This is a genomic window from Infirmifilum sp. NZ (assembly GCF_022693705.1).
GTDB lineage: Archaea > Thermoproteota > Thermoprotei > Thermofilales > Thermofilaceae > Thermofilum.
The window spans coordinates 428,951-442,170 of sequence record NZ_CP094288.1; the positions used below are offsets into that span (position 1 = coordinate 428,951).

The window sequence follows — 13,220 nt, forward strand, 5'->3', positions numbered from 1 at the left end:
TACTTTCAGGTGCTGTACTAACCTGATGAGGAAAGAGCATATTGCTGCACTTACTATCGCCTTTACACTGCTCTTCTCCCTCCTGGCACTGGCTCAACCGGCGCTGCCCGGTTTCTCCCCGCTAGCCGTGCCCGCGTACTCCAGCGACATCAGCCTCGGGAAGCCTGCAGCGGTGACTCCGGGCGGCAGCTTCACGTTCACGCTGACGGGAGACGCTGCTCAGCCCAGCGCGGCTTACATGTTCACCGCCACGGTAACCGATGGTAAGCTGAGCCTCCTGAACTACTCGCTCAGCGTCACCTACTCAAACGGCAAAGTCACGGTTTCCGTGCCTAGCAGTGCGAAGCCAGGCGTCTACGACCTCGTTCTAGTCGGGCAGAGGAAGCTCGAGCTACCGAGGAGCGTGTGGGTGATAAACGTCTCGAAAACCACGCTCAGAGTTGTCCAGATCACCGACCAGCACTACGGCGCAGGACAGCCGGACGTGATAACGGGCGACATGAACAGGATCGCAGGCTACCTTGTCGCCTCCCTGCTGAAACCCGACCTGATCATCGACACCGGCGACGTAGGCGACACCGCCAGCGAGCCCCAGTACCGCTGGGCTTACAGCTACGAGAGAGCGTTCCTCTACGGCTTCCCTATCCTTGTCATCCCGGGAAACCACGACACCCCGCCCGACATGTGGTCCAAGTACTACGGGAGCACAACCTGGTACAGGCTGATAGGAGATAGGCTCCTCATCGTCGGGCTTTACTCGCTTGAGCAGGGATACCCGCCGCTGAGCCAGCTCCAGTGGGCGGAGGGCGTCCTCAAGCAGTACTCCAGCGTCCCCTACAAAGTGGTCCTGGTCCACCACCCCGTCTTCTACTACCAGGGTGAGCTCAAGACGACGTACGACGACCAGAGCGTGATCGCTCCATACGATCCGCAGAGCAACCCGAACTCTCCCATATACTCCTCTTGGAGCGGGAACATGGAGGCGACGCGCTTCTTCCTCAGGCTCGTCGAAACCTACGGCGTGAACCTCGTGCTATCGGGGCACGTCCACCGCGACCTCTACGTCAAGTACACGAGCACGAGGACCGGCAAGACCACGAACTTCGTCACCACGACTACCCTCGGCATGGGAAGCGCTATCTACGATGGGCTCGCGCTCTTCGAGATAGACCTTAAGAGCGGCAACATAACATTCCCCGTCAAGCCACCCACCTTCATCGGCTTCAGCTACGACTCCAGGAAGCTGGCACAGAACTCCATACCCATTGGCGTATACCCGCCGAAAAACGACTTAGGGGTCTCCAACCAGGTGTTCACCCCATCAGCGCTCTACCTCTGGCCCCACGCCTACGTCTTGACGCTCGAGAACAGGCTCGGGTACCTTGACCTGGATGACGTTGTGGTCTGGTGCCTGCCGTGGTCCGGGGACTTCACGCCCGAGCTTCTCGACGCGAGCGGCGGAGCCAGCTTCCAAGTACTGGACACGCTGCGCGTGGGAGACCTGCTCTACGTTGCAGTCAGGGTCAAGCTACCGCCGGGCGGCAAGCTCGCGGTTGCCCTGGCCAACGCCCTCGATACCGAGCCGCCGAAAATCAGCATGAAGATGCTATTCCCCGAGAAGCCAGCTCCTGGGGGCCAGTTCCAGGCATTCATCGACGCCAGCGATGAAGGGTGGGGTGTAGCCAACTTCCTAGCGTCGCTCGTGGTGGACGGGGCGGAGCAGCCAGTGAGCGTGAGCCTCTACTCACCGAGCACTCTGGCCGACCCCGTGAGGAGCATGACGTTCAAGGTTACAGGCTCAATCCCTGCTGGAGCGGGGGGCGCTAAGCTCGTGCTGCGAGCAGTGGACTACGCAGGCAACCTCGCCACGGCCGAGTACACTCTACTCGAGAAAACCGAGAAACCCCCGGAGACGCAACCAAGCCAACCAACCCAGCCGACACAACCAAGCCAACCTCAGCAACCAAGCCAGCCCAGCCAGCCATCTCAGCCATCCCAGCCGTCACAGCCGCCACAACCCAGCCAGCCGTCGCCACAGCCTGTAGCGCAACCGGCCACGGTGATGCTTGTAACGCTAGTCGCCGCCGCGGCAGTTCTCCTGGTGATTCTCGTAATTAGGGAGCTGAAGCAGAGGCGCTGAGACCCCCTTAACAACATAAATTATTTATTTTTCCCGCCATCATAACCCCTGATGAAGCAAAAACTCCTAACACTCGGGCTACTGCTCGCGGTTCTCCTCGCCTTCTCCCTCCCAAAGGCTACAGCTCAGCCTGTCGTCGTCGCGGTCGACCTAGGTCACGGCGAGAGCAACAAGTACCTAAACTACATAATGGGTAACATAACGTTCGTCACGTGGAAGGTGATCACGGGTCCCATCAACGCCTCTCAGTTGAAAGGCGTGGACATCCTCCTCCTCGGGCAGCCGACAGTGGCTTTCAGCCCCGATGAGATGACTGCGATAAAGAACTGGCTCGCCTCCGGCAACAAGGTCCTCTACGTCGCGGGCGATAGCGACTACGGCCCAGGCCAGAAGACGATACAGCAGATCAACGACCTCCTAGCAGCGATCGGAACTAAGCTCAGGCTTGAGCACGGCGCTGTGTACAGCGACAACCCCGACGTCACGGCGAAGGCGTACTACAGGATGCTTACCTTCGTCGAGCCTGATGCAGACCCCCTGCTTCGCACAGACCTCATCAAGAGGGACGTAACGCTCCCAGTCCTAATGCATGGTCCTGGATGTGTTGTCTGGGTTGACGCGCAGGGCAAGTATCACGACCCGGTCAAGGAGACGTTCCCCGGGCTCTTCAGGCTCGTGTGGGCGCACAAGAGCTACATGGGGGACAACACACCGCCGACCCCTTACGTGTACGACCTTATGGCCTACGGTAAGGGCACGGGCGACCACGACTTCGTGATGTACGCGGCCGAGTACTGGACTGACAAGAACGTCCTGATCGTCGTGGCTGGGGAGTCGCTATACGGTGACTACGAGCCAGCCTGGGCTTCGGTGTACTACGGCGTGCCTCTCGACGGCCCAACCTTCGTGACGAACCTCTTCAGGTGGTGGGTCTACGTGGTGACGGAGCTCCCCAACCAGAAAACGCTCCAACAGCTCTCTGCTTCAATCAGCAACCTCAACTCGGCGGTGAACAGCCAGTCCTCCAGCATCCAGTCGCTTAGCTCCAATGTAAACTCTCTGAAGTCTAGCCTCGACTCACTTAACTCCAAGGTAGCTCAGCTCTCCTCGGCCCTGGATTCGCTGTCCGGGACCGTTAACACGCTTCTGATCATCTCGGCTGTCGAAGCCCTACTGATCATTGTTGCTCTAGCCTTAATTTTCCTCAGGAAGCCGAAAACCCAGACTTCTGAAACTCAAGTCAAAAGTTAAGCATTTTTTATCCTCTCCTTTTCTCCCAAAGATAAACGTATATAATTCACTGCTGAAGTTAGCACGGTGGTCAGGCTGAGTAGAAAAAATCTCGCCATCCTGGTGGTTGCCACCGTCGCAGTTTTACTCATCGCCCTTGTGCTTTTTACCCCTAAAGCTCCGCCCTCTCAGCCGCAACAGCCAACCCAGCCGACACAACCAAGCCAACCTCAGCAACCAAGCCAGCCCAGCCAGCCATCTCAGCCATCTCAGCCGTCACAGCCAAGCCAGCCCACACCCCCATCTCAAGGCGTCACCCTTTACGTGATTACTAGGCATGAGCAGACGATACAGGATGTTGCGCGGAGGATGTTCCTCAACAGCGAGGTCGCCAAAAGGTACAACATTGTGAACATCGTTTTCCTGCCTGTCAACGCGGAGCAGTGGCCGGAGTACATAAAGAACGCGGCAGCCAAGGGTCAGGGCATCGACGTGGCCTGGGGTGGCGGGCCAACGCTCTTCAACCTCATCGACGATCAGGGGCTTATAGAGCCTCTAGACACATCTAAGGTTCCCGAGTACGCCCTCGTGCTCCAAGAGATGAAGAAGATCCCGCCGAGCATAGCCGGTGCGCCCACGTACAAGGTTGGAAGCGATGGGCTTGTCCACTGGATAGGCGCGAGCGTGAGCAGCTTCGGCTTCACGGTGAACAAGGATATTCTCTCCCGCTACAACCTCCCAACCCCGGCGAGGTGGGCGGACCTGGGCAATCCAGTCTACGCCCGCACCCTGCCGGCCGTGCAGCTCGTGGGCATCGCTGACCCAACCATGAGCACCAGCAACACCAGGATGTTCGAGATAATCCTCCAGGCGTACGGCTGGGACGCCGGCTGGAGGACCCTCACCCTAATCGCCGCCAACGCGAAGGTTTACAGCGGGAGTAGCGACGTAAGAGACGCCGTCATCAGAGGAGACATAGCGATCGGGACGACCATCGACTTCTACGGCTACACCGCTCAGCAGCAGAACCCCGCGTGCCTGTACGTAATACCCGTGAACGAGAGCATAGTCAACGCAGACCCCATAGCCATCCTTAAGGGGGCTAGGCACCCCCGGGAGGCCGCGGTGTTCGTGGCATGGGTCCTCAACGAGACCGGGGGGCAGCTCGTGTGGCTGGACCCCAACATCAACAGGCTCCCGGTCAACCCTAGAGTGTTCGACACACCTGAAGGCTCCAAGAGGCCGGATCTAAAAACCGCCCTCGCCAGCGTGGAGAAAGCAGGCGGCATAAGCTTCAACGAGACCCTCTCCTCGCTGTGGGTCACAGCGGTCGTGGACTACTTTAAGGCAACACTCGTTGACGCCCACGATGACCTCCAGCCCGTTTGGGCGCAGATCGCGCAGGCTTACCTGAGCGGGAAGATCTCAAAGGACCAGTTTAACAAGCTCGTGGACTCGCTGACAGCCCCGATCACGTTCACAGACCCACTAACGAAAACGCAGACCACCTTCACGCTGGACTACGCGCTCAAGATTAGCAGCTACCTTGCCAGCGACCCTACAATATACCAGAACCTCATGAACCAGTGGAGGGACGCGGCTCGAGCCAGGTACCTGAAAACAGCGGCCTTGCTGAAGCAGATGACCGGCTCTTAACCTTCCACCCTCCTTTTTCTGAAAACTAAACATTTTAAGATGGAAGCACGGTTTCTGACAGGGCAAGATGCGGGCTAAGCCGTGGTTCATCTGGGTAGCAGGTCTCTCCATAGCCTCCCTGTACGTCGCACTGTACGCGTTGTCCCCACAATGGGCCGTATCACTTGACCCTCTCCTCTGGCTACTGGCCCTCGCCTCCGCCCTTGCGCTCTACAAGCTGGGCTTCGACTACCGGTGGATAAAGTTCAGCTTCGGCCTCAGCTTCCTGGCGATTTTCTCCATGCTCTACGACTTCTTCACAGTGGCTATCGGCGCTGGCGGAGCACCGAGAGCGCTCGCGCTCTTCCTGGCGCCATTCGTCTCCGCGGCAGCAGTGGGCTACCTCTATGAGAGGCTACGAGCATTCCGGGAGGCGAGGGTAGCGCGCAGGGGTGTCGTCTCGCTATCGCGGCGCGTGCGGAGCACTCTCTACGAGCTCGACCCCTTGATGTGGTTCTTCCTGGTTTTCGGCTCCGCGTTCCTTGTAGTTTTCCTCCTCGCTCCGATCACGCTCGTGCTCGTGAGCGCCTTCAGGGCGCCTGCGGGGGCAGCCTGGTACTCTAACTTCCAGAGAATCTTCTCGGCGAGGGAGTACGTGAGGCTCGAGAGCCTGCCGGGCGAGACGGCGTGGTCAGTGCTGCAGCTCGGAGACTACACGCTCTACGTGATCAAGGGGATTAACTACGGCATCCTTGTTAACAGCCTAATCCTCTCGACAGCCGTAACCTTCGCCGCAACCCTGCTCGGCGTTGCAATCGCGTTCGTGCTGGCCCGCTACTCCTTCCCGGGCAAGGAGGCGCTCCGCATCCTCTCCCTGGTCCCGCTCTTCGTCACACCTTTCGTCAACTCATACGTCGTTAAGATCCTTTTCAGCGAGTACGGGCCCGTGTCGATGCTGACTCAGGCGCTCTTCGGGTGGCGGCTCAGGCTTGACGGGCTCGTCGGGGTTGCCCTTGCGCAAATCATCTCCTTCTACCCCATCGTCTACCTGAACGCGTACAGCGCTTTCCTCAACGTGGACCCCAGCACCGAGGAGCAGGCGGAGAACCTGGGCTCCAGGGGCTTCAGGCTCTTCAGGACGGTGACGTTCCCTCTAGCTCTCCCGGGGATAGTGGCAGGCGCCATAATAGTGTTCATCTTCAGCCTCGAGGACGTCGGCGCCCCGCTGATCTTCCAGGAGTGGAACCTCATGAGCGCGCAGATCTTCAGGGGCTTTGTGACTCAGACGGGCATCGTTTCCCCGGAGTCCGCGGCCCTCGGAGTCGTCATGCTCTTCGTGGCCGTAGTGGGCTTCCTGGCGATCAGGAACTACGTGGGGATGCGGACCTACGCTATGATCAGCCGCGGAGGGCGCATATCGCCTAGGCAACGCCCGCTGGGCCTACCGGGTAAGATCGTCCTTTACGCCATATTATTCCCGCTGGTGCTCCTTACGGCTTTCCCGCAGTTCGGCGTCGCGCTCCTGGCGTTCAACGTCATGCCCCCTAGAGGCTTCGAGATCAACCCGGGCGGCTTCACGCTGAGCTACTTCGAGGTCCTCTTCCTCGACCCCACGGTATTCACCTACATCAGGAACACCATCACGTACGCCGCGCTGTCGGTGATCCTCGCCGTTGCTGTCGCCGTGATGGTGGGGTACGGGGTTAGCAGGATCCGAGTTGCGTGGCTCTCAAACCTGCTGGACACGCTGGCAACGGTGCCTCTAGCAATCCCCGGGCTCGTGATCGCTCTCGGCTACTACTACTTCTTCACCACACTCTTCGCCGGGACCCCCCTAGACCCAGCCTCCATAGGGGCTTTCCAGGCCTGGGTAGTGCTGGTCATATCCTACAGCGTGCGCAAGCTACCCTACGTGGTGCGCTCGGTGTACGCCGGCTTCCAGCAGGTCCACGTGGGCCTCGAGGAGGCGGCGATGAACCTCGGGGCCACGCGCGCTAAGGTGGTTTTCGGCGTCGTGCTGCCTTACATCATCTCCTACATCTTCAGCGGCGCCGTCCTGGGCTTCATATACATGGCCACGGAGGTTAGCACGAGCATAACCATCGGCAACTTCAACCCCTCGCAGGCCCCGATGACGTACTACATGATGAACGTCTACAAGGGCGGCTCTCCCATCGGCGTGCAGATCGCGGCGGCGATGGGTGTGCTGTTGATATTTATACAGCTGGTGGCTATACTGATCGTGGTGAGAGTCCTAAAGCAGAGGTACGCCTTCATCGGGGTGTAGGGGCATGGTGGGCATCCGGCTGGTTGAAGTTAGCAAGGTGTATGGCCGCGTGAGGGCCGTGGACCGCGTCACCCTCGAGGTGAGGGACGGGGAGCTCTTCACTATCCTCGGCCCGAGCGGGTGCGGGAAAACCACCCTGCTTAGGATCGTGGCCGGCTTCGAGGTCCCCGAGGAGGGCAGAGTGTTCTTCGGCAGCGAGGACGTCACCTTCGTGAAGCCCTACGCCAGGGGCACGGCCATGGTCTTCCAGAACTACGCGCTCTGGCCTCACATGACGGTCTTCGAGAACGTTGCCTACGGCCTGAAGGTTAGGCGCAAGCAGCTCAAGCTGACCGACGAGGAGATCGAGAGGAAGGTGCGCGAGGCGCTGAGGCTCGTTCGGCTGGAGGGCATGGAGGATCGCTACCCACTACAGCTGAGCGGGGGGCAGCAGCAGAGAGTCGCCCTGGCTAGGGCGCTGGTGGTGGAGCCGAGGGTTCTGCTCCTTGACGAGCCTCTGAGCAACCTCGACGCCAAGCTCAGGCTGGAGATGAGGGAGGAGATTAGGAGGATCCAGTCGGAGCTGAAGATCACGGCCCTCTACGTGACGCACGACCAGGAGGAGGCGATGAGCCTCGCCGACCGGATAGCTGTGATGAACAGGGGACGGGTGCTCCAGGTCGGGACCCCGCGCGAGATCTACTCGAAGCCGGCGAACCTCTTCGTGGCCACGTTCATAGGGAGGAGCACCTACTTCACGGGGACGGCCCACGAGGTCATAGGCGACACCGTCAAGCTCAGGGTGGACGGCCGAGTCGTGGAGGGCCGCCTCGCACCTGGGTACACGCTCAGGGAGGGTGAGAGAGCCGTTGCAATAGTGAAGGCTGAGGACTTCAGCGTCGGCGGCGAGGGCTCCAACTCGCTTGAAGGCATCGTCGAGATGGTGATGTTCATCGGGATGTTCAACCAGGTGAAGATCCGGGTCGGCGAGCAGAGGGTCACCGCCCTCCTCGACCCCGCCCTGGACCTCGCGCCAGGTCAGAGGATAAGGCTGAGCGTGAAGCCCTCCGACGTCAGCGTGTTCCCAACGACGGGATGGGAGGAGGAGACCTTCTCCTAGACCCCTTTCTGATGCGTAACGCAAATATCCAGCATGCTCGTGGCTGTTTTCATGCCTGCGCGCAGGCTAGCAGAGATGACGTACGTTGAGGTGCGCGAACTGCTCGCAAATGGTTTGGACACGGCAATACTCCCCGTCGGCACCGTCGAGCCCCACGGGCCGCACCTCCCGCTCGGCACGGACTGCATTATACCAGAGCTCATCGCGGAGAGACTGGCTGAACGCCTGAATGCCGTCATCCTGCCCACGGTGAACTACGGTGTGACAAATAGCCTTCACGGCTACCCCGGGTCGATACGCGTGAGGCCGGACGTCCTCGAGAACCTAGTCTACGACATCCTCGCGAGCCTGTCGCTTCACGGCTTCAAGATAGCGGTTATCCTCAACGGTCACGGCGGGAACACCTCGGCCCTCGACAGCGCCGCTAGGCGCGCGTGGCTCGACCACAGGCTCGCAGTGCTCCTCGTAGACTGGTGGCGTCTAGCGCGCGAGAGGGGGCTTACTCAGCGCATCCTCGGTAAGGAGGGAGGTCACGCCGCCACAGATGAGACGGCGCTGGTAGCGGCGGCGAGGCCGGAACTCGTAAAAAGTGAGCTCTACAGCCCCGAGGAGGTGTTCCTGGCGTCTCAGGGGGTGCAGTCGTACCCCGCCCCAGGTACTATCCTGAACTACTCGCCCACGGAGGGTGAAGTATCATTCGACACTTCAAGGGCGCAGGAGTACCTCGATGAGATCGTCCGAGAAGTAGGGAAGCTCTACGATGCGTTGAGGTCAGCCTTGGAACGCATGAAGCATTAAACATATAGAATGTTAAACACGAGGGTTTAAGATTCTGCACTTTGTGTTCACTATGTGAGGATCCGAGACATCGCCGACCTTTTCAAGCTACGGCAGACGTTCATGGCTGTTTTAACCGGCGTCGTCGCCTACATTAAACCCCTTGGCTTTAACGTAGATCTCCGAGCATTAACCCTTATATCGATCTCTCTGTTCGCAACCGTGGCTGGAGCCACAGGGTTCAACATGCTGTTCGACATGGATATTGACAGCATAATGCCCAGAACGCGCCACAGGCCTCTCCCGTCCGGTAGGATGACACCGCGTCAGGCTCTATGGATTTCAGCTATTACGGTCGCGGCTGGTTTAGTCTTGGCTTCCCTAATCAACGTCTGGGTCCTTTTCTTCGGTGTACTCGGCTTCCTGATCTTCAGCTTCCTGTACACGAAGTTCATGAAGAGGAAAACTCCGTGGAGCGTCGTGATCTGCGGAACGGCTGGAGCCATGCCCGTCCTAGGCGGTTGGTCTGCTGCAACGGGCGAGCCTTCCCTCGAGGCTGCCCTGCTTGCCACGCTCGTTGTCCTTTGGAGCTATGTGCACATCTGGACAGCCGCTACTTACTTCTCAGAGGACTACAGGCTAGCAGGAGTTCCGATGCTTCCCGTGGCTCTGGGAGAGAAGGCAGGATTAGTAGCCTCGCTCACCGCACTGGCGCTGGTCGTCGCCGACCTCGCCTTAATGTGGCTACGAGGAGTGTACTCTACACCTTCTGCGGCCGCTCTCGCAGTCTTAGCTACAGCTATAGCCGCCGTTTTGCTAAAGGGTCTATTTAAGGGGGAATTCAAGAGGAGCTCCTACGTGGCCTGGAAGCTCGCCACAGCTTTCATCGCAGCGGCTTTCGTCCTACTATTCATCTAGTCTCCCCAGAAAAAGCCTATAAATAACCTCTTTCTGCCACGTGTTCGGAGGATGAGAAGAGGGTCTCCTAACCCAAGGAAGGGATGAGGAGAACCGGCAATACTGATATTTCGGCATTTACCTGATAAAAATAAAATAAGTATTATTCTGTTGACATAAAGAAATATATGTAGCAAGTTATATTCATGTGACCGACCGAAGATGACAAAAGGTTTAGCAATAATAATGTTCTCAGGCACAGCTGACAAGTTCATACCCCTCGGCGTTCTCACCCAGACTGCGGCTAACCTAGGCGTCCCTGTACGCATCTTCGTGACCGGCTTCGCGACCCCCTACTTCACGAAGAACAAGCCTCAGCCGCGCTTCCCCAAGGAGTTCGAGGACATGGTCCCCGGCCTGCTTAAAGGTTTAGAGAAGATGAAGGCTCCCAGCTGGTACGACATGCTGAAGGAGGCGAAAGAGATCGGCGACGTGAAGGTGTACGTGTGCTCGCTGATAGCGGAGGCCCTGGGGCTTAAGAAGGAGCACCTAGACCCGATAGTGGACGACATCGTCGGAGCTACATACTTCATGAAGGAGACCGCCGAGTACGAAGTAATATTAATCTAAGGTGAGGTGGATGCCTGAGATAACCGTTGACGCCCGTGGGATGGCCTGCCCCGGGCCCATTTCGGCGCTGACGAGGGCCTACCGTAACGCCCAGAACGGTGACGTGATCATCGTACTTGCGACAGACCCCGGGTTCAAGCCCGACGTTCAAGCCTGGGTTGAGCGCACCAAGAACGAGCTCGTCTCCCTAATTGAGGAGGACGGCTTCATAAAGGCCGTCATCAAGGTAACCGCTAAAAAGTAGCTTTTTCGGGTGTTTCTCACGTCCGGTGAAAAGGTAGTTATTGTTGGTGGCGGCGGAGGGGGGGCTATCCTCGCGAACCTGCTTCAGCCACACGGGTTTGAAGTCACGGTCGTAGACAAAAGCCAGCACCACCACTTCCAGCCTGGGAACCTCTGGGTGGCTTTTAAAGGCGTCTCTCCAGAAAAGTTCCTGAGGCCCATCCCGTCCCTGCTCAAGAGCGGGGTTAACTTCGTTAACGATGAAGTTGTCAGCGTTGACCTCAACGAGCGTGTAGTCGCGACTAAGAGCGGGAGGAAGCTCAGCTACGACGTGGTTGTTCTGGCCAGCGGGGCGGAGCTCGACTACGACGCTATCCCCGGGCACCGGGAGCTCCTCGAGCGGTTTGGCGACTTCTACGCGGGCCCCCAGAACGCGGTAAAGCTGTGGAACGCCCTCAAGGGCTTAAGGGAGGGTAGCTTCGTCATCGGAATAGCCGACCCTATCTACAAGTGCCCTCCCGGTCCCCACAAGGGAGCCTTCCTCTCGAGCGAGCTGTTCAAGAGCAGGGGGTTAGCGGGTAAAGTGAAGGTGGTCCTGGCGGTTCCTGTTCCGCACGCGTACCCCTCAAAGGTCATCGCGGACATAATTGAGCCGGAGCTCGAGCAGAGGGGCATTGAGCTCCACACGTTCTTCACGGTGAACGAGATCGACTTGCAGAATGGGAAGCTGGTGAGCCTCGAGGGGGAGGAGATTCCCTTCACGGTGGCTACAGTCATCCCGCCCCACAAGGGCCCAGGCTACGCGGTCAGCCCCGCGGAGGTGAAGGACGGGTCTGGCTACATAAAGATCGACAAGTACACGAGCAATATCCAGGGCTTCGACGACGCGTACGCGATCGGAGACTGCACGAACGCTCCAACCTCTAAGAGCGGTGTGACAGCGCACCTTCAAGCCGAGGTCGTCGCCGCGAGGCTGCTCGGGTACGACGCGAAGTACAGCGGGAGAACGAACTGCCCGATAATCCTCGACGGGAAGGGTGGCTTCGTGATAAGCGACTACGACCACCCGCCTATCCCGGTGAGGCTGAGTAAGTTCAAGAGGCTGATGGAAGACCTGTTCGTGGCGACCTACTGGAGCGCAATCAAGTACCCTGAGTTCTGGAGCCCTGTGTTCAAGGCGTACTTCGAGGCTTCTGACGAGTTCATCAAGAGGGGTGAGGGGTGGTGAGCGTGAAAGCCGAGCTAACACCTGAGCAGGCTGAGGCGCTGAACAAAGCCTTGGAGGTGCTCGTAAGGGCCAACGAGCTGGGCCTGCTCGACACTGTTAAGGACTTGCTCGACCCCGAGTTCATCGGCAGACTGTCGTCGCTGCTACTGACGCCAGGCACGCTCAAGCTGCTCGACCACATCGACGACATCCTGGAGCTCCTGGGGAGTGTCGACTACGAGGCGTTAAAGGAGAAGGCACCGGTGCTTGTTGAGGCCCTGAAGTCTGTACCAAAGGAGCCGCAGCCCGTAGGCCTCCTGGGGCTTCTCAAAGCGCTTAGCGACCCCGAGGTGCAGCGCGGGTTGGGTGTTGTTCTCGAGCTCCTCAAGGCTCTTGGCAGGCAGGGCAGAAAGTAGCTTAACCCCTAATTTTTACGCTTATTTTCTTACTCGGGAACTCCTTCGGGGAGAGGGCTGTCAGTATCTGCGAGACGTTGTTCCTTAAGTCGACGTATACTTGGGCTACGCGCTCGAGCTCTCCCCTGCTGTACTGCCTGTGGGGGAACAGGAGCTTCAGCGCGCCTGAGAGGAGCCTTCTGACGGCTTTCTCGTCGCGTATTGTGAGCCTCCCCTCCATCTCGAAGAGCCCTTCAACCTCCTGCTCCAGGCTCACCTGCCTGTAAACGTGAAGCACCTCCGCTAGGTAGTCCGCTGCGACGCCGTAGCCCTGGGCTAGGTGCTCCTCGCTCTTCATGATCTTGGGTAGCTCCCACCCGTGTATGAAGCCGTGGATCCTGTCGAGGAAGGCTGTGTCCTGCATGAACCTGGGAAGGTAGCCTGCGAGGCTGTAGTGCGAGGCGATCCTCTCGAGGTCAATGTTCCCTATAAAGACGAGCGAGCATGCGGCTGGCTTCTTCGGGTGGTAAGCTCCCCTCTCGAAGTACCCGTCCACCATGTAGTCTTTGAGCTTCGCAACTACCTCGTCTCCGTTCGAGAACTTGATCTTGCTTATCTCGTCGAACACCACCACGTCGTTGATCACAAGGTCTCCGGGTATGTTGCTCCTCACGTCGTAGAAGAGCTTAGCCGGGGTCACT

Annotated in this window: 13 protein-coding genes; 11 read left to right on the top strand and 2 right to left on the bottom strand. The window is 58.8% G+C overall.

All coding sequences use genetic code 11. The features are described 5' to 3' along the window. The first annotated feature begins 25 nt into the window (after nucleotides 1-25). Together MOV14_RS02245 and MOV14_RS02250 are read left to right on the top strand one after the other, a co-directional pair. Complete coding sequence (locus MOV14_RS02245; protein WP_318537607.1) at nucleotides 26-2,140, top strand: metallophosphoesterase family protein; 2,115 nt, start codon at nucleotides 26-28, stop codon at nucleotides 2,138-2,140. A 51-nt stretch (nucleotides 2,141-2,191) separates the two neighbouring features. Then, nucleotides 2,192-3,391: a hypothetical protein gene (locus MOV14_RS02250; RefSeq protein ID WP_318537608.1), complete on the top strand. Its 1,200-nt coding sequence runs from the start codon at nucleotides 2,192-2,194 to the stop codon at nucleotides 3,389-3,391. 151 nt (nucleotides 3,392-3,542) lie between these two features. On the opposite strand, the gene MOV14_RS09935 is transcribed toward MOV14_RS02250, so the two are convergent. Continuing rightward, a complete protein-coding gene (locus MOV14_RS09935; RefSeq protein WP_326403750.1) occupies nucleotides 3,543-3,674 on the bottom strand; it encodes a hypothetical protein in 132 nt (43 codons plus the stop codon). A 20-nt stretch (nucleotides 3,675-3,694) separates the two neighbouring features. Here MOV14_RS09935 and MOV14_RS02255 point away from each other — a divergent pair, with 20 nt between their 5' ends. From MOV14_RS02255 to MOV14_RS02295, 9 genes are all read left to right on the top strand, one after another. Beyond that, nucleotides 3,695-5,026, top strand: a complete 1,332-nt coding sequence (locus MOV14_RS02255) for an ABC transporter substrate-binding protein (RefSeq protein WP_318537609.1) — start codon at nucleotides 3,695-3,697, stop codon at nucleotides 5,024-5,026. 67 nt (nucleotides 5,027-5,093) lie between these two features. Continuing rightward, a complete protein-coding gene (locus MOV14_RS02260; protein WP_318537610.1) occupies nucleotides 5,094-7,292 on the top strand; it encodes an ABC transporter permease in 2,199 nt (732 codons plus the stop codon). A gap of 4 nt (nucleotides 7,293-7,296) precedes the next feature. Then, nucleotides 7,297-8,391, top strand: coding sequence for an ABC transporter ATP-binding protein (locus tag MOV14_RS02265; RefSeq protein WP_318537611.1), 1,095 nt, complete (start codon nucleotides 7,297-7,299; stop codon nucleotides 8,389-8,391). Nucleotides 8,392-8,442: 51 nt separating this feature from the next. Then, the gene (locus tag MOV14_RS02270) at nucleotides 8,443-9,189 is read left to right on the top strand and encodes a creatininase family protein (RefSeq protein WP_318537612.1); all 747 of its coding nucleotides are present in this window, start codon (nucleotides 8,443-8,445) and stop codon (nucleotides 9,187-9,189) included. Between the two features lie 54 nt (nucleotides 9,190-9,243). Further along, entirely contained in the window at nucleotides 9,244-10,086 is an 843-nt protein-coding gene (locus MOV14_RS02275; RefSeq protein ID WP_318537613.1) for a protoheme IX farnesyltransferase, read from the top strand. 201 nt (nucleotides 10,087-10,287) lie between these two features. Continuing rightward, entirely contained in the window at nucleotides 10,288-10,695 is a 408-nt protein-coding gene (locus MOV14_RS02280; RefSeq protein WP_318537614.1) for a DsrE/DsrF/DrsH-like family protein, read from the top strand. Nucleotides 10,696-10,705: 10 nt separating this feature from the next. Beyond that, the gene (locus tag MOV14_RS02285) at nucleotides 10,706-10,939 is read left to right on the top strand and encodes a sulfurtransferase TusA family protein (RefSeq protein WP_318537615.1); all 234 of its coding nucleotides are present in this window, start codon (nucleotides 10,706-10,708) and stop codon (nucleotides 10,937-10,939) included. A gap of 9 nt (nucleotides 10,940-10,948) precedes the next feature. Further along, nucleotides 10,949-12,145: an NAD(P)/FAD-dependent oxidoreductase gene (locus MOV14_RS02290; protein WP_318537616.1), complete on the top strand. Its 1,197-nt coding sequence runs from the start codon at nucleotides 10,949-10,951 to the stop codon at nucleotides 12,143-12,145. Then, a complete protein-coding gene (locus MOV14_RS02295) occupies nucleotides 12,142-12,540 on the top strand; it encodes a DUF1641 domain-containing protein (RefSeq protein WP_318537617.1) in 399 nt (132 codons plus the stop codon). Before MOV14_RS02290 ends, MOV14_RS02295 begins: the two co-directional genes overlap by 4 nt. A 1-nt stretch (nucleotide 12,541) precedes the next feature. Here the strand turns inward: MOV14_RS02295 and MOV14_RS02300 are convergent. After that, on the bottom strand, nucleotides 12,542-13,220 hold a 679-nt coding region (locus tag MOV14_RS02300), incomplete at its 5' end, for a BREX system Lon protease-like protein BrxL (RefSeq protein WP_318537618.1).